Below are 15,610 nucleotides of genomic sequence, written 5' to 3'. Positions count from 1 at the left end.
GAGCGGGGCCTGCTGGTAGTCGCACCACCCGCGCTGGCCGTGCCGGACAAGTCGGACGGCTCAGTGCTACCGAGTGGCGCATGCCCGGCCGGGGAGGGCGGCCGTAGCCTGCGAAGCACCGAGCCGAGAAGTCTGGAGAACACCATGAGCGCCGCAACGCCGCTCCCGCAGGAGCGCCGCCTGGTCACCGCGATCCCCGGTCCGAAGTCGCAGGAGCTGCAGGCCCGCAAGCTGGGTGCGGTGGCGGCCGGTGTCGGCACCACCCTGCCGGTGTACGTGTCCCGTGCCAACGGCGGCGTGCTGGAGGACGTGGACGGCAACTCGCTGATCGACTTCGGCTCCGGCATCGCCGTGACGAACGTCGGCAACAGCGCCGAGGCCGTGGTGGCGAAGGCGAGCGAGCAGCTGGCCGCCTTCACCCACACCTGTTTCATGGTGACCCCGTACGAGGGTTACGTGGCGGTCGCCGAGCAGCTGAACGAGCTGACCCCGGGTGACCACGACAAGCGCACCGCGCTGTTCAACTCGGGCGCCGAGGCGGTCGAGAACGCGGTGAAGGTGGCCCGCGCCTACACCAAGCGCACCGCCGTCGTGGTGTTCGACCACGGCTACCACGGCCGTACGAACCTGACCATGGGCCTGACGGCGAAGAACATGCCGTACAAGCAGGGCTTCGGCCCGTTCGCCCCGGAGATCTACCGGGTGCCGGTGGCCTACCCGTACCGCTGGCTGACGGGTGCGGAGAACTGCGCCGCCGAGGCCGCCGCGCAGGCAATCGAGGTCATCAACAAGCAGATCGGCGCCGAGAACGTCGCCGCGATCATCATCGAGCCGATCCAGGGCGAGGGCGGCTTCATCGAGCCGGCCAAGGGCTTCCTGCCGGCGATCGTGGAGTACGCGAAGGCGAACGGCATCGTGTTCGTCGCGGACGAGATCCAGACCGGTTTCTGCCGTACCGGCCAGTGGTTCGCCTGTGAGGACGAGGGCATCGTCCCGGACCTGATCACCACCGCGAAGGGCATCGCCGGCGGTCTGCCGCTGGCGGCGGTGACCGGTCGCGCCGAGATCATGGACGCCGCGCACGCGGGCGGTCTGGGCGGCACCTACGGCGGCAACCCGGTGGCCTGTGCGGCCGCGCTGGGCGCCATCGAGACGATGAAGGAGCAGGACCTCAACGGCAAGGCGCAGCGGATCGGCGAGATCATGCTGGGCCGCCTGCGGGCGATGCAGGAGAAGTTCGACATCATCGGCGAGGTCCGCGGCCGCGGCGCGATGATCGCCGTCGAGCTGGTGAAGCCGGGCGGCAAGGAGCCGAACGCGGAGGCCACCGCGGCCATCGCGAAGGCCTGCCACGCCGAGGGCCTGGTGGTGCTGACCGCCGGCACCTACGGCAACGTGCTGCGCTTCCTGCCGCCGCTGGTCATCGCGGAGCACCTCCTGGCCGAGGGCCTGGACATCCTGGAGGGCGCTTTCGCCGCCGTCTGAGCGGTGTCGCCCGTCAGGTCGTGAACCCCCTCCGGAGGGTTGTCCGGACAGCGCTGAACGGCCCGTGGGGACCTCTGGTCCTCGCGGGCCGTTCGGTTGTCACCGGCCGGTCGGACGGGCCCGCCGCCCGGTCGGGCCAGGTCGTCGGGGCTCCCGGAGGGCCGCCCGGGGCGGGGTGAAGATGATGTGGGGAATCGCTGAAGGCGCTCGGCACGGAAAGGCTGTTGACGTAGTGTCATCGCAGATGGACAGCGAGCCGCAGCCATGGGCGGAGCCGCCTGCGGGGTCGCCCCCGACGACGGGTCCGCATGCGTGCCGCGAGGACGACCAGGCCGCCCCGGGAGGGGTGGCACCCACCGAAGACCGATCGACCGACCGTCCGACCCACACCCCCCGGGGCGCACGGAACGGCGATCATCAGAGCCGCCCCGGAGCTCTCCCCCCTGCTCCGGGGCGGCTGTCCGGCGTTCCGGGCCGGGTGGCCCGCTCGGTGGCCGTGCCGCTGACGGCGGCGGTCGTCCTGCTGCTGGTGTCGTGGCAGGTGGCGGTGGACGGCCCGCTGCTCGGATGGGACCGCGCGGTCCGCGGAGCCGTCCGGACCGCCCACCGGGACCACCCCAGCGCGCTGCTGGACCAGCTGGGCCAGATCCTGTCCGACCTGGGCGACAGCGTGCCCGCGATCCCGGCGCTGCTGGCGGCCGGCGTGCTGGCCGCGTGGCGGTGGCGCCGGACGGGGGCGGCGGGGCGCTGGTGGCTGCCGCTGCCGGTGGCGGCGCTGACCGCCGGACTGATCCCGCTGCTGGTGGTGCCGGCCAAGGCCGCGTTCGCCCGGCCGGGCCCGCTCGGTGATCCGCTGACGCCGGAACAGTGGGGCTGGTACCCGTCCGGGCACACCGCCACCGCGTCGCTCTCGTACGGGGTGGCGGCGCTGCTGCTGGTGCGGGTGGCGGGACCGTGGGCGGCACGCCTGCTGACGGCGGCCGCGGTGCTGCTGGCGGTGGGCGTCGGCGCGGGGCTGGTGTGGAGCGACTTCCACTGGCTGCTGGACGTGGTGGCCAGCTGGTGCCTGGCCGCCCTGGTGCTGTGGGGGCTGGCCCGGCGACTGCCCCGGCCGGGCGGCGGGGGCAGCGGTCAGGCCTCGGGGTCGTCGTTGCGGTGAACGAGGCCGGTCTCGCCGTTGTCGCGGTGCCATTCGATGACGAGTTCGTCGCGGGCGCCGAAGCGGACGAGGTGGCGGCCGACGACGTCCTCCAGGCCGGGCAGGTTCTCCCGCTCGCCCTCGACGGTGAGCAGCAGCGCGTCGGGCCGGGCTTCCAGGGTGGCGGTGCCGGCGCCGAAGACCAGGGTGCCGCGGCCGGTCTCCTCGGAGAAGGTGGCCTCGATCTTGCGGCCCATGTGGGCGGCGAGCTGCTTGGCGTAGCGGACGGGGCGGTCGGTGGTGACGCGGGCTTCGGAGCGGGGCACGGGCCCTCCAGGATCCGGGGAGGGAACTTAGGGTCCCCTCAGTTGGGGCTACGCTAACCCAGATACTGAGCCAAGCTCAACATTTTTCTCCGGGCGCCGTCCGCTGTCGGCCACCGGCCCCGGACCGGCCGATACCCTGGGGCGGACGCCTGCCGAGGAGACCGCCGATGACCACCACACCGACCGACCCGGCGGACCCCTCCCCCGGCCCGCCCGGCGCCCCTACCGAGGCGGCCGCCTCGGACACCGCAGGCTCGGGCACCACGGCTTCGGACACCACCGCCTCAGACGCCACCGCCTCGGACACCGCCGCCGAGCTGGCCGACACGATGACCAGGGCGATCAAGCGGATCCGTCGGCAGACCGGGCGGCAGTTGGAGCCGTACGGCATCACCCCCGGCCAGGCCCGGGCGCTGAACACCCTGGCCCACGCGCCCGGCTGCGAGCTGCCGGACCACCCGATGCGGCTGAGCGACCTGGCCGAGCGGCTGCACATCGCCCCGCGCTCGGCGACCACCGTGGTCGACGCGCTGGAGGAGGCCGGCCTGGTCGAGCGCAGGCCCGACCCGGCCGACCGGCGGGCGGTCCGGATCCTGCTGACCGAGGCGGGCCGCGCAGCGGTCGAACGGATCGGGCAGGTCCGGCACGAGGTGGCCCAGGAGTACTTCGGCGAGGTCAGTCCCGACGAGCAGGAAGTGCTGCTACGAGTGCTGCGCGCCGCCGAGGCCCGCTTCCTCTCAGCCGGTCCACCACCGCGGACGGCGCCCCCGGGCGCGGCGCGGTGATGCGGGAGCGGTCGGCGGCGCCGGGCGGTCCGCCGCGTCAGGCCCCGTCCCGTCCTGCCCTGGCCCTGCCGAGCCAGGCCTAGTTGGCGAGGCCGATCACCAGCCACATGAACCCCACCCCGGCGACGGTGCAGAGCAGGGTGCTGCGGGAGGGGTGCGGGCTGTGTGCCTCCGGGAGGATGTCGGAGGTGGCCAGGTAGAGCAGGAACCCGGAGAAGAAGCCGAGGTAGAGGCCGAGCAGGTGCTCGGGGATGGTGAAGGCCAGGGTGATCGCGGCGCCGGACACCGGGGCCAGCGCGTCCGCCGCGAGCAGCGCCAGTGCCCGCCGCCGGTTGTTCCCGTAGAGCCGGGTGATCGTGTACGTGTTGAAGCCGTCGGCGAAGTCGTGGGCGACGACGGCGATGGCGACGACCGTTCCGACCGTGGTGCCGGCCTGGAAGGCGGCGCCGATCGCGAAGCCGTCCATCACGCTGTGCCCGACCAGGGCCAGCGCGGCGGTCAGGCCGACGCCCTGGCGCCCGGTGTGGTGGGCGTGCGCGTGCTGGTGGCCGTGGGTGTGCTCGGCGTACTCGCTCTCGTGGCCGCGATGGATGGCGACCGCGCGTTCGACCACGTGGATGGTGAGGAAGCCGACCGCGAACATCAGCAGCGCCTGCGGCACGCCGTGTACCTCGTCCGGTGCCTGGCGCATGGCCTCGGGCAGCAGGTCGAAGGCGACCACGCCGAGCATGAGGCCGGCGGCGAAGCCGAGCACGAGGTGGCGGCGGTCGCCGGTGCGCTGGGCGACGAAGCCGCCGATCAGGGTCATCAGGAACGCCCCGGCGGCGACCAGGACGGCGGTCACCGGGCCGCCTCCGGGTGGGTCGATCCGCCGTTCGGGTTCCGGCGGGTGCCGCCGTGTGGTCTGCCGGGCGCTCTGCCCATTCCTCTCCCCCTGGGGTCCGCCCGTGGCCGGGCCGACCGCCGACCGTATCGGACGACCGTTCGACGGTGATCGCCCGGGGTGCCGCTGCTCCGCCGGTGCCCGTTCCCCAGCCTCGGGTCGGGTGCGGGGGCGCGCCCGCCGGGCGGTCCGTCGGGGTGAGCTGCGAAGACGGGGAAGGGGACGAGAGTGGGGGCGGGGACCGGAGGTGGGGTCAGCGGCCGGCGGCGAGGGGCAGGCCGAGGTGGGTGCGGGCGAGTTCGCTCACGCCGTCGCCGTCGACCAGGTGGATGTGCCGGTGGCTCTCCTCGCCGGTGAGGTCGAGGGCCTCGTCGGCGAAGCGGCCGGTGGTCAGCCGCAGGCCGCGCTCGGCGGACTCCTCCTGAACGGCCTCGGCCAGGGTGGCGATCTCCTCCGCGCTGACCGGCGCGGCGCCCCGGGAGGCCCAGACCACCCAGCGGCCGGGCAGCGCGCTGCCCGGGGCCCCCTCGCCGGTGGCGACCAGTCCGGCCGGGCCGCGCAGCCGCACGCTCCACTCGGCGAGCCCGCCGCGGGTGAGCAGGTCGCGCACCAGCTGGGCGAACTCGTTCGCGGACAGATCGGGTGCGGCCGGTACGGCGGCACCCGCCTGCGCGGCGGGCTGCACGCCCACGCGGCCGTACGGGTCCGGGGTGACGGCGGCGCCGAGCTGGCGCAGCCGGACGAGCGCCTCGTCCTGCTCGGCGTCGGCGTAGACGCCTTCGTCGTCGCGCTCCTCGTACGGGGTGGCGGGCGGCAGCAGCCGGGTGCGGGCCAGTGCGTCGCGGTCGGCGTCCACGCTGACCAGGCAGAGCGGCTCGGCGGCGCCGGGCTCGCGCAGCCAGCCGTTGAGCACAACGCCCGCGAGTATCTCGTCGGTGTCGACGGCGTCGGCGGCCTGGAGGGCGCGCAGGGCGAGCCGGGCGACCAGGCGCAGATAGTCGGTGGCCCGGTCCGCCGGCGGGCGCGGGACCGGGACGATGTCGCCGTCCGGGGCGAGCCGGTAGCCGGTGAGCGAGGGCACCAGGTCGAGCGGCGGCAGGTCGAGGTCCAGCACGGCGGTGCGGGTGAGCGGGCGGAAGACCGCCCGGCAGGGGGCGGGCAGGTCCTGGGTGGCGGTCTCGGCGGCGGCGAGCGCCCGCTCCAGCAGAGACTCCACGGCGGCCGGCTCGGACAGCCGGTAGGCCCGCCGGCACTCCTCCAGGCTCTCGTTGTATTCCCGCACGGCGCGGGCCCGGGCCTCCTCGGCCGCCTCGTGGACGCGCCGGGACTCGTCGGCGGCTGGGTTGCCGGCCTCGGCCCGGCGGGTGCGCCACTCGCGCAGGGAACGCTGGTGGGCCAGCCGGGCCTGGGCGAGTTCGCGCTGGTAGCCGGAGTCGAGCAGGCGGCGGGCCGGGGCGCCGTCGGGGTCGGCGGTGGCCGGCCCGGCGGGCGCGAAGTCCGCCCAGCGGGGCTCGGCCTCACTGCCGGTCTCCGGCCCGTCGGCCGGGTAGGGGCGGGGCTCGTAGTGGCGCAGCTGGCTCTCGAAGTCCATGGCCGAGACGGGCAGTGCGGCCCGCCGGAGCAGGTCGGCCAGCCGGTCGTGCTCGGCCTGGACGGTGAGCGTGCGGTGGTGGGTCAGGGCGGCGGCCCGGCCGTGGGCGGCGATGGACTCCTCGGGCTCGGCCGGGCCGTCGCCGGACGCCGCACCACCGGACGTGCCGTCATCGGACACGTCACCACCGGACGCACCGTCATCGGGCATGACGTCACCGGACGTACCGGGGGCGGCCGGGCCGGGGCCAGCGGCGTCCGGGTCCAGGCCCTGCCCCTGGTCGGTGTTGAGCTCTCTGAAGACCGAGGCGAGGAAGCCCGGCCGGGGGAACTGGACGGTGGCGGTGCCGTCGGGCTGGCCGTCTGCTGAGTGCTGCATCGGTCGTCGTTCCCCCATGCTCGTCCGGCGCCTGCCCGGGGCGGCCGGCGACCCTGCGGCCCGCCCCTGCCGGACATTGTCCACCGAACGGGCGGCAGTGGTCAGCCCAGCCTCTCAGTTGGTCCGGGTGTTGGTCAGGTGCAGGCCGATGTAGCCGACATAGATCCGGCCACTGCCCGAGCAGTCGTCGAGGTAGTGCAGCCGGGGCGCGGTACGGCCGCCGCCGATCCGCAGGTGTGCGCCCATGAAGGCGCGCCGGGAGGCGTCCACGCTCTCCGGGACGGGCAGCATCCGTTCGCGCTTCCACTTGGTGTGACTGAACACCGTCCGGGACTCCCCGCGCACCGCCTTGCGGGGCGGGAAGTGGTGGCAGCCCTCCGGGGTGTGCTCGCACCACTGTTTGAAGTCGCCGCCGGCCGCGCCGCGGACCGCCGCCTCGGCGTACTCCTGAAGGGCGGTCAGCCCGTCCCAGGCGAGCCGGGCCCAGCCTGCGCCGGAGCACCGGAGCCCGTCCAGGGCGAGCGCGTTCTTCTGGTCACCGGTGAAGGTCAGCAGCGGGAACTCGTCGATCCTGGCCATGAGTTCGGTGAAGGTCTCCGGCTTCGCGGGCCGGGCGGACGGCTTGGCGGCGAAGTGCCCGGCGGCGCCCTGGAGGATGCAGTGGCGCCCGGTGAGGGCGCGGGAGCCGGCCCGTACGTGGCCGTCCCGGCTGTCCCGACCGTCGTGGCGCTCGCGGAGCTCCGGACGGTCGCGGCCCTCATGACCCTCGCGGCCGTCCTGCTTGTCCCGGTTCTCCCGACCCACGCGGTTGTCCCGGCGCTCGTGGCGCAGGGTGCGCCGGACCCGCTCCAGCTCGTCGGCCCTGGCCTGCTGCTCGGCCCGGTCCTGCTGCTCCTCCCGGACCAGCGCGGCCAGCTCGGCGCGGGCGACGGCCGGGTCCCCAGCCGGGCTGACGGCCGCGCGGGGAGGCGCCGGGGCGACCCGCAGCACCGGGACGGCCGCCAGCGGGGGCGGCAGCGGCAGGTCGGCGGCGAGCCGGCGCGGCTCGCGGGCGAGCAGCCCGGCCGCACGGCGGATGTCCTGCTCTATTCGCCCCCGGGCGAGCACCGGGTGCCGGGCGCCGTCGCACCGGGAGGCGGGGTCGACCTCGGGCAGGTAGGTGCGCACCGCTCCGCCGTAGACGCTGTGGTACTCCAGCGCGACGTTGAACCCCGTCCGGGCGCCCGGGTCCAGGACGTAGGCGGTGGCCAGGCCGGGCAGCTGGTGGCAGAGCGGGCGGACGACGTCCTCGACCCAGCGGTCGAGCGGGAGGTTCACCGGGACGCTGGCGACCACGACGGGCAGCCGGCGCTCCGGGTCGCAGAGCTCGTCGATCAGGCCGTCGACCTCGCCGGCGGTGATCACCCGGGGAGCCGGGTGGACGGCGGCCGGGCCGTCGGTGGCGTCGAGCAGCGGCAGGAGGGTGCGGGCGAGTTCGGGCACCGGCACCCGGCAGGGGGTCCGCACGCCGTTGCCGGTGCTGTGCGTCTCGGCCTCCAGCCGGACCCAGGTGGGGCCGTCGGCCCCGGTGGCCACGGTCAGGGTGAGCTGCTGGGTGCCGTGCGGGGTCGGGGTGCGCAGGCGTCGGCGGTCGTAGCGGCCGGCGGCCGGGCCGCCGCGCAGCGGGCCCCGGTCGCGGTCGAGCAGGACGCGGTCGCCCAGGCGCAGTCGCTCGGCGGCGGGGGCCGATCGGGACTGCGCCGGTCCGGACGTCGTCAGTCCAGGGGGCGTCAGTTCGGGCGGTTCCGGTCGGCTTGGAGCCGTCCCCGTCGAGGCCGATCCGGCCGGGGGCGGCCCGGTGAGGGCGCGGGGAGCCGGCGGGGGCTCCTCGCAGCCTTCCTGTTTCAGCCAGGCGGCGAGCTGCTCGTCGGCCAGGGCGACGGCCTCGCGGTGCGGGACGGTGGTGGTGACGGTCATCCGGTAGGGCGTCGCGGGGCCGGTCAGGTCGGCGCCGGCGGGCGACGAAAAGCGGTCTGAGGTCATGCGCATACCTCCGTGGTGCGGGGTGGGGTCTGGTGTCCTCCATCGATGGGTTATTCGTCCGGTTCGGCCGGATCCTTGCCCAGGAAACGCCACGGCCCGGAGCGGAAGTTCCAACTCCGGGCCACGTCAATACGTTCGGGTGAATCTGCTCAAGCCGCGCACCGCGTGGCGCGGCTCCCGGTCCGACCCGCCCTCAGCGCCGGGCGGCGGGCGACGAGCGACGAGCGACAGCGCCGGAGCGGCCCTGCTCGGACATCGGCGGGTCAGGCCTCGGCGGGCCGGGCACCGCTGCGACTCCACTCGGGCTCCGCGACCGGCACCGCCAACGCGCAACCGGCCGGGGCGGCGTAGCTCGCGATCAGCACCACGGGCTCGTCCCCGAGGTTGCGCCCCACGTGGACGTGGACCGGTCCGGCCTCCTCGACCAGCGAGTCCCCGGCCCGGCTGACCTCGACCCGGCCGTCGTGCAGGGTCCGGGTCAGCGTCCCGGACAGCACCACCACGTCCACCCGGCCCGGGTGGTAGTGCCAGCCGGTGCTGGCCCCCGGCGGCAGGGTGACGGTCTGGACGACGGGCATCTCGGGGCGGCTTCCTGCTCGACGACCGGACCAGGCTAGGCACGCCCCGCAAGGCTCCGAAACGGATCGGCCGCGATCTGGCCGAATAGGTGGCCGAAAGCGCCGCCGCCCGTCTGCTCCGGCATCAGACCGGCACCTCGACGTACGTCCGGCCGGCCGGGACCGCGACGGCGGTACCGCCGGTCGCCTCGGCCAGCCAGGCGTGGAAGGCCGGCACCTCCGGCTGCGGTACGCCCACCTCGATCCGCACCCCGGCCGGTTCGTAGGCCAGGTCGCTGACCGTGTACCCGGCCGCCCGCAGGTCGTTCTCCACCCGCCCCGCGCGCACGTGGTCGGCCGTCACCGCGAGCAGCGCCACCGGCCGCCGCTCCAGCAGACCGACCTCGTCCACCGCCTCGGACACCGCGTTCCCGTACGCCCGCACCAGGCCGCCCGCGCCGAGCTTGATGCCGCCGAAGTACCTGGTCACCACGGCGGCGGTGTCGGTCAGGCCGCGTCGGCGCAGCACCTCCAGCATCGGCACCCCGGCGGTGCCGCCGGGCTCGCCGTCGTCGCTGGAACGCTCGCGGCGCTGCTCGTCGCCGACCACGAAGGCGGTGCAGTTGTGCCGCGCGTCCCAGTACTGCTTGCGGATGCCGGCGATGAAGGCCTGCGCCTCCTCCTCGTCGGCGACCCGGGCGAGGTGGCAGATGAACCGGGACTTCTTGATCTCGGTCTCGTGACTGCCGGCCCGCCGGATGGTGAGGTACGGCCTGGCGGTCGGTTCCGGCGTGGCGGACATGACGCGGTGGTTCTCCCGGAAACGGCGACGGCTGGCGGCGCACACCCCGGGCGTCCCGGGGCGGCACCGCCAGCTTAGGGCGTGTCTTGTGGGTCAGGTCGGTCCCGGCCTGACCCACAAGACACGCCACAGGCCCTGGCCGGGCTTCGTCGGCCGGTCGCGGGGTCAGCGCCCGGCCAGGGCGTCCAACCGGGCGCGGTCCAGGCCGGTCAGCGCGGTGACCTCGGCCGGGTCGACGGCGCCGCAGTCCAGGCCGCGCAGCAGGTAGCCGCTGAGCGCCCGGGCGGTGGCCGGCTCGTCCATCACGTCGCCACCCGCCTTGGCGACGTACGCGGCCAGCCGGGCGGCGGCGGCCGCCAGGCCCTCGCGGTAGAAGGAGTACACCGCGACGTAGCGGGTCGGCAGGTGCGCTGGGTGCATGTCCCAGCCCTGGTGGTAGGCGCGGGCCAGCGAGCGGCGGACCAGGTCGTGGTGGAGCTTCCAGGCGGCGTGCACCTGTTCGGTGGAGCCGGTCGGGATGACGTTGGTCGAGCCGTCGGAGAGCCGGACGCCGGTGCCGGCCGCGGCCACCTGCATGACCGCCTTCGCGTGGTCGGCGACCGGGTGGTCCATGCTCTGGTGGGCCGCGCTGACGCCGCAGGAGGCGCTGTAGTCGAAGGTGCCGTAGTGCAGCCCGGTGGCGCGGCCCTCGGCCGCCTCGATCATCCGGGCCACGGTGGCCCGGCCGTCCGGGCCGAGGATGGCCTGGGTGGTCTCGATCTGGATCTCGAAGCCGATCCGGCCGGCGGGCAGCCCGGCACGGCGCTCGAAGTCCTCCAGCAGCCGGACCAGCGCGGTGACCTGCTCGGCGTAGGTCACCTTGGGCAGGGTGAGGACCAGGCCGTCCGGCAGGCCGCCGCCGGCCAGCAGGGTGGCCAGGAACAGTTCCAGGGTGCGGATGCCGCGGTCGCGGACGGCCGCCTCCATGCACTTGATCCGGATGCCGAGGTACGGCGGTGCGGTGCCCTCGGCCACGGCGGCGGCGACCAGTTCGGCGGCGCGAACGGCGGCGGCGTCCTCCTCGGCGTCCGGGCGGGGTCCGTAGCCGTCCTCGAAGTCGATCCGCAGGTCCTCGACCGGCTCGCGCTCCAGCTTGGCGCGGACCCGGGCGTGCACGTCGGCGAGCAGTTCGTCGTCGGCCACGCCGAGGGCACGGGCCAGCTCGGCGGGGGTGCCGGCGTGGGTGTCGAAGGCCTCCAGGGCCTGGCGGCCCCACTCCCTTACGGTGTCGGCGGCGAAGGCGTCGGCCGGGACGTAGACGGTGTGCACCGGCTGCCTGGTCCCGGTGTCGCCGGGGTAGCGGCGCGCCAGGTCGGCGTCGACCGGGGCGAGCAGCGCCTCCACGGCGGCGCGGGCGGCGGCGGAGAAGGAGGCCCCGCCCGTCGGTCCGTTACCGTCGACCTCGACCTGCGACATCCGCACTCCTCCACGCCGGACCAGCACTTCAACAGTTTGTTGAGGCGAAGGTAGCTCCGGTCGGACCGGGCGTCAATGGCCGACCGAGCGGTGGGCGGAGGAGCATTCGACGGAGCGTCCGGCCGAGGCGGCCCGGGTCAGTCCCTCCCGGCGGCGGCGTAGCGGTCGCGCAGCTGCGGGTAGAGCTCGGCGACGTCCTTGGGGTGGACCGAGCCGTCCGGGCGGTTGCCGGTGACGCCGTACTGCTTGGTCAGCCACTCGGCGAGGCGCTGTGGGTCGGGCTGGTGCTCGTGGTTGTCCATGTAGCTGACCAGGGCGTCATAGGCCAGGTCCGGATCCAGCCGGGACGGAGCCGAGCGGGGCGCGGACTCCTCGTCGTGGACGGGGAACTGCTCGGCCGCGACGAACTCCTCGCCGTGGACGGGCTGCTCGGCCTGAGCGGGCTGCCCGGCCGGGACGGGCTGCCCGGGGTGGCGGGGCTGCGGCTCGGCGGCGAGCCCCGCCGCCTGAGCGACCTGGGCCTGGGGCTGCTGCGGGAGGACCGGCTCCTCGGCGACCGGGCGCGGGGGCTTGAACCACGGCGAGGCCTGGCCGGGCACCCGCCCGCCGGGGGCGGCGTCGGACGGGTGGCCCGTGGTGCGCACCGGGCGCTCGGTCCACACGTTCAGCTCCTCGCGGTGCGGCTGCGGGGCCTCCTGCGCCACTCCGTCCGGCTCCTGCGCGGCGCGCAGCCGGACGGCCGCCAGCTTCGCCAGCATCGGCGCGGCCACCTCGGCGGACATCGGCGCGACGGCGACCGGAGCCGGGGCCGGGGCCGGTTCGGGCTGGGGTTGGGTCTGGGCCTGGGGTTGGACCTGCTGTATCTGCTGCGGCTGCTGGACCGGCTCCGGGCGGGCCGAAGCGGGAGCCGGGGCGGCGGCGACGGGAGCCGCGGGCGCGGCGGCCTCGGCCTGGGCGATGGCCGTGGCGGCGCGGCCGTCCTGCCGCTGGAGCTCCAGCGCCTCCTTCTCCGCCAGAACCTCCCGAGCCTCGCGCTCGCGCGCCTCCTCGTCCAGACGGTCGAACAGCGTCGGGTCCAGCGGCACCCCGTACTTGGCCAGCTTGAGCGGCAGCAGGGCCTGGATCGGCGCCGAGCGGCGCCAGCCGCGGCCGTACCGGAAGCGCAGCTGCGCCCGGTAGACCAGGCGGTTCTGCTCCAGCCGGACGACCTCGTCGTAGGAGCGCAGCTCCCAGAGCTTCATCCGGCGCCAGAGCTTGAAGGTCGGCACCGGGGAGAGCAGCCAGCGCATCACCCGGACCGAGTCCATGTGCCGGTCGGCCGTGATCGCCGCGATTCGGCCGACCGCGTGCCGGGAGGCCTCGACCACGACCACGAAGAGCACCGGGATGACGGCGTGCATCCCCATGCCAAGTGGATCGCCCCAGGAGGCGGCCGCGTTGAAGGCGATGGTGGCGACGGTCAGCACCCAGGCCGTCTGCCGCAGCATCGGGAAGGGAATCCGCAGCCAGGTCAGTACCAGGTCGAGCGAGAGGAGCACGACGATGCCGGCGTCGACGCCGATCGGAAAGGCGTAGGAGAAGGCCCCGAAGCCCTTCTCCTGGGCCAGTTCGCGCACCGCGTTGTACGAGCCCGCGAAGCCGATGCCCGAAATGATGCAGGCGCCGGCCGCGACCAGGCCGAGCAGGCCCCGATGGGCCTTGGTGAGCGTTGGGCGTGCCATTACGTCTATCAACCCCTGGATGTCGGCTGCTGCCGTACGCTGCCTCGGCTGCCGGTTCCCGCTTGTCGGGGCGCCGGACGGCTGAGCGACCTCCGGGCTCGGCCCACCGGAGTTTACTCGTACACCTGTTTCAGCGTTTCCGCAGCCTGGCGTGTCACCGTCCGGGGCTGACGACCGGCCCGCCGTGGACCGGGCGGATCGTCAGCCCTTCGGCCCGGCCGTTCCGTTGAGGTAGGTCAGCACCGCGAGCACCCGGCGGTTGGCGTCCTCGGCCGGGGCCAGTTCGAGCTTGGTGAAGATGTTGGCGATGTGCTTGGCCACCGCGCCGTCGCTGACCGCCAGGCGGGCGGCGATCGCCGAGTTGGAGCAGCCCTCGGCCATCAGCTCCAGTACCTCGCGCTCGCGCGGGGACAGCCGCAGCAACGGGCCGGGCCGACGCGAGGTGATCTGCATCAGCTTCGCGATCACGTCCGGGTCCATCGCCGTTCCGCCGGCCGCCACCCGGCGGACCGCGTCGATGAACTGGTCGGCGTTGAACACCCGGTCCTTCAGCAGGTATCCGATCCCGCCGGTGCCGTCGGCCAGCAGTTCCCGCGCGTACAGCTGCTGGACGTGCTGCGACAGCACCAGCACCGGCAGGCCCTGGATCTCCTTGCGGGCCTTCAGCGCCGCCTGCAGCCCCTCGTCGGTGAGCGTCGGGGGCAGCCGGACGTCGACCACGGCCACGTCCGGCCGGTGGGTCAGCAACGCCTCCAGCAGTTCGGGGCCCGTCTCCACGGCCGCGGCGATGGTGAAACCGTGCGCTTCCAGCAGTCGGATCAGGCCTTCGCGAAGGAGGTAGAGGTCCTCGGCGAGGACAACTCGCACGGCAGCTCCAAGGTGATGGTGGTCGGACCGCCTGACGTGCTGTCGATGGCGAGGACACCGTCGAAGGTACCCAATCGCCGCTCGATCCCGCGCAGGCCGGTGCCCCGCGACGGATCCGCCACGCCCACCCCGTCGTCCGTCACCGTGATCCGCAGGAGCCCGGCCCGGTACAGGATGTCCACCCACACCTGCTCCGCCCCGGAGTGCTTGGCCGCATTGGCCAGCAGCTCGCAGATGCTGAAGTAGGCCGCCGCCTCCACCGGCGCCGGCGGACGGTCCGGCAGGCTCACGCACACCTCGGTCGGCAGGGCGCTGTCCAGCGCCAAGGCGCGCACGGCGTCGCCCAGTCCACGCTCGGCGAGCACCGGTGGGTGAATGCCGCGAACGAGGTCCCGCAGTTCCTGGAGCGCCCGGGCCGAGGACTGCCGCGCCTCGGAGAGCAACTCCCGAGCTGCTGCCTGATCGGTGTCCATCAGGTGCTCGATCGTGCCCAGCGTCATCCCTATCGCGACCAGTCGCGCCTGCGCGCCGTCGTGCAGGTCCCGCTCGATCCGCCGCAGCTCCGCCGCCTGGTCGCCGACCGCGTCCGCCCTGGTCTCGGTCAGCTCGGCCACCCGCCTGGTCAGCTGGGCGTGCGTCGCCCGGCCGTCCTGGTCCAGTACCCGGCGGGCCACCTCGGCGTACCCGCGCACCGCGTACGGTGCCACGAGCACCCCGACCGCAACCATGCCGAGCCCGAGCGCGGCGCTCAGCAGGACCGACACCAGGCGCGCGGGCACCGGCCCGAACCCGTCCACAGGCAGCGGCGTCAGGATGCAGGCCACGCCCAGCACCATCAGAATGGCCACCGGACCCGCCAGCGCCACCACCAGGACGGGGCTGATGGCCAGCCAGGCCACCTCCGACCGGGTGGTCCGGTCCCGGGCGCCCCAGTGCAGCAGTTGCGCGTACTTCGCGACCGTCCGGGAACGGTGGTACGAGTAGCCCGTCCACCAATGCCCACGTTCGTCCAGCTCCAACGCGGGCCGGGGCTGGTACACGGCCGGCAGGCGGATGCCGTACCAGCGCTCCAGCTGCTGGCGCGTCCGGCTCGCCGTCCGGCGCACGAACAGGACCGCCACCAGGGCGCCGGCGACGGCCGCCACCGCGAGGCCGAACAGGACCACCGGGTAGTAGGAATCCTGGAAGACCGAGGCCGTGACCCCACCTGCCGCCACCGCCGCTCCCACCGGCAGCACCAGCCCCGGCACCGCGCCCACCACCAGGAGGGCCAGCCGCACCAGCCCCTGGCCGCCCGACGCGACGGCCGCCTCGGCCTGCGCGCGCACGGTCACGCCGCTCGTTCGACTCGCTGTTGCCACGGAAACTCCTGATGCCGGTCTCGATCGTCCTCCACAAGTGTTCACGAACGACCCGCTCCAGGCACTGGCCATGCCACCCCAATTGCGAGGTGGTCCTAGCACCACCTGCGGGTGGACATAGCCCGAGCGGATTGTTGAGATTATCCGGAAATGCAGAGAACCCCCATCCGGTTTCCCGGATGGGGGTTCTCTGTGAATGATTGTTCGGCGGCGTCCTACTCTCCCACAGGGTCCCCCCT

At 74.3% G+C, this 15,610-nt stretch carries 13 protein-coding genes; 3 read left to right on the top strand and 10 right to left on the bottom strand.

Annotated features, from left to right (window positions below):
* The first annotated feature begins 144 nt into the window (after nucleotides 1-144).
* Nucleotides 145-1,485, top strand: a complete 1,341-nt coding sequence (gabT, locus tag AB0P03_RS31315; RefSeq protein ID WP_363586509.1) for a 4-aminobutyrate--2-oxoglutarate transaminase — start codon at nucleotides 145-147, stop codon at nucleotides 1,483-1,485.
* Between the two features lie 490 nt (nucleotides 1,486-1,975).
* Complete coding sequence (locus tag AB0P03_RS31310) at nucleotides 1,976-2,644, top strand: phosphatase PAP2 family protein (RefSeq protein WP_363632047.1); 669 nt, start codon at nucleotides 1,976-1,978, stop codon at nucleotides 2,642-2,644.
* Here AB0P03_RS31310 and AB0P03_RS31305 read toward each other — a convergent pair.
* On the bottom strand, nucleotides 2,617-2,949 hold the full coding sequence (locus tag AB0P03_RS31305) for a DUF2218 domain-containing protein (RefSeq protein WP_363586507.1): 333 nt from the start codon (nucleotides 2,947-2,949) through the stop codon (nucleotides 2,617-2,619). The two genes, AB0P03_RS31310 and AB0P03_RS31305, sit on opposite strands and share 28 nt — an antisense overlap.
* Before the next feature lie 167 nt (nucleotides 2,950-3,116).
* On the opposite strand from AB0P03_RS31305, the gene AB0P03_RS31300 reads away from it, so the two are divergent.
* Complete coding sequence (locus tag AB0P03_RS31300; RefSeq protein ID WP_363632045.1) at nucleotides 3,117-3,734, top strand: MarR family transcriptional regulator; 618 nt, start codon at nucleotides 3,117-3,119, stop codon at nucleotides 3,732-3,734.
* A 79-nt stretch (nucleotides 3,735-3,813) separates the two neighbouring features.
* Here AB0P03_RS31300 and AB0P03_RS31295 read toward each other — a convergent pair whose 3' ends face one another.
* The 9 genes from AB0P03_RS31295 to AB0P03_RS31255 all read right to left on the bottom strand — a co-directional run bounded on the left by AB0P03_RS31295 (nucleotide 3,814) and on the right by AB0P03_RS31255 (nucleotide 15,371).
* On the bottom strand, nucleotides 3,814-4,542 hold the full coding sequence (locus tag AB0P03_RS31295; protein WP_363632073.1) for a ZIP family metal transporter: 729 nt from the start codon (nucleotides 4,540-4,542) through the stop codon (nucleotides 3,814-3,816).
* A gap of 328 nt (nucleotides 4,543-4,870) precedes the next feature.
* Nucleotides 4,871-6,586: a restriction endonuclease gene (locus AB0P03_RS31290; RefSeq protein WP_363632043.1), complete on the bottom strand. Its 1,716-nt coding sequence runs from the start codon at nucleotides 6,584-6,586 to the stop codon at nucleotides 4,871-4,873.
* 114 nt (nucleotides 6,587-6,700) lie between these two features.
* A complete protein-coding gene (locus tag AB0P03_RS31285; RefSeq protein WP_363632042.1) occupies nucleotides 6,701-8,608 on the bottom strand; it encodes a hypothetical protein in 1,908 nt (635 codons plus the stop codon).
* A 263-nt stretch (nucleotides 8,609-8,871) separates the two neighbouring features.
* The gene (locus AB0P03_RS31280; protein WP_363586503.1) at nucleotides 8,872-9,186 is read right to left on the bottom strand and encodes a cupin domain-containing protein; all 315 of its coding nucleotides are present in this window, start codon (nucleotides 9,184-9,186) and stop codon (nucleotides 8,872-8,874) included.
* 124 nt (nucleotides 9,187-9,310) lie between these two features.
* Nucleotides 9,311-9,967: a YigZ family protein gene (locus AB0P03_RS31275; protein ID WP_363586502.1), complete on the bottom strand. Its 657-nt coding sequence runs from the start codon at nucleotides 9,965-9,967 to the stop codon at nucleotides 9,311-9,313.
* A gap of 165 nt (nucleotides 9,968-10,132) precedes the next feature.
* Nucleotides 10,133-11,422, bottom strand: a complete 1,290-nt coding sequence (locus AB0P03_RS31270; protein ID WP_363632041.1) for an aldolase/citrate lyase family protein — start codon at nucleotides 11,420-11,422, stop codon at nucleotides 10,133-10,135.
* A 137-nt stretch (nucleotides 11,423-11,559) separates the two neighbouring features.
* Complete coding sequence (locus tag AB0P03_RS31265; protein WP_363632040.1) at nucleotides 11,560-13,143, bottom strand: DUF2637 domain-containing protein; 1,584 nt, start codon at nucleotides 13,141-13,143, stop codon at nucleotides 11,560-11,562.
* Nucleotides 13,144-13,344: 201 nt separating this feature from the next.
* Complete coding sequence (locus AB0P03_RS31260) at nucleotides 13,345-14,010, bottom strand: response regulator transcription factor (RefSeq protein WP_063347646.1); 666 nt, start codon at nucleotides 14,008-14,010, stop codon at nucleotides 13,345-13,347.
* Nucleotides 13,962-15,371: a histidine kinase gene (locus AB0P03_RS31255; protein WP_363586499.1), complete on the bottom strand. Its 1,410-nt coding sequence runs from the start codon at nucleotides 15,369-15,371 to the stop codon at nucleotides 13,962-13,964. Before AB0P03_RS31255 ends, AB0P03_RS31260 begins: the two co-directional genes overlap by 49 nt.
* Nucleotides 15,372-15,610 lie beyond the last annotated feature (239 nt).

This window comes from Kitasatospora sp. NPDC088779 (assembly GCF_040685395.1).
In the GTDB taxonomy this organism is placed as follows: Bacteria; Actinomycetota; Actinomycetes; order Streptomycetales; family Streptomycetaceae; genus Kitasatospora.
The sequence above is the reverse complement of the archived record's forward strand: the minus strand, read 5'-3'. Positions and strand labels throughout refer to the sequence as shown.

Coding starts and splice junctions, on each gene's coding strand:
- gabT (WP_363586509.1), top strand. CDS start 145: ATGAGCGCCGCAACGCCGCTCCCGCAGGAGCGCCGCCTGGTCACCGCG.
- AB0P03_RS31300 (WP_363632045.1), top strand. CDS start 3,117: ATGACCACCACACCGACCGACCCGGCGGACCCCTCCCCCGGCCCGCCC.
- AB0P03_RS31295 (WP_363632073.1), bottom strand. CDS start 4,542: ATGACCCTGATCGGCGGCTTCGTCGCCCAGCGCACCGGCGACCGCCGC.
- AB0P03_RS31290 (WP_363632043.1), bottom strand. CDS start 6,586: ATGCAGCACTCAGCAGACGGCCAGCCCGACGGCACCGCCACCGTCCAG.
- AB0P03_RS31285 (WP_363632042.1), bottom strand. CDS start 8,608: ATGACCTCAGACCGCTTTTCGTCGCCCGCCGGCGCCGACCTGACCGGC.
- AB0P03_RS31280 (WP_363586503.1), bottom strand. CDS start 9,186: ATGCCCGTCGTCCAGACCGTCACCCTGCCGCCGGGGGCCAGCACCGGC.
- AB0P03_RS31275 (WP_363586502.1), bottom strand. CDS start 9,967: ATGTCCGCCACGCCGGAACCGACCGCCAGGCCGTACCTCACCATCCGG.
- AB0P03_RS31270 (WP_363632041.1), bottom strand. CDS start 11,422: ATGTCGCAGGTCGAGGTCGACGGTAACGGACCGACGGGCGGGGCCTCC.
- AB0P03_RS31265 (WP_363632040.1), bottom strand. CDS start 13,143: ATGGCACGCCCAACGCTCACCAAGGCCCATCGGGGCCTGCTCGGCCTG.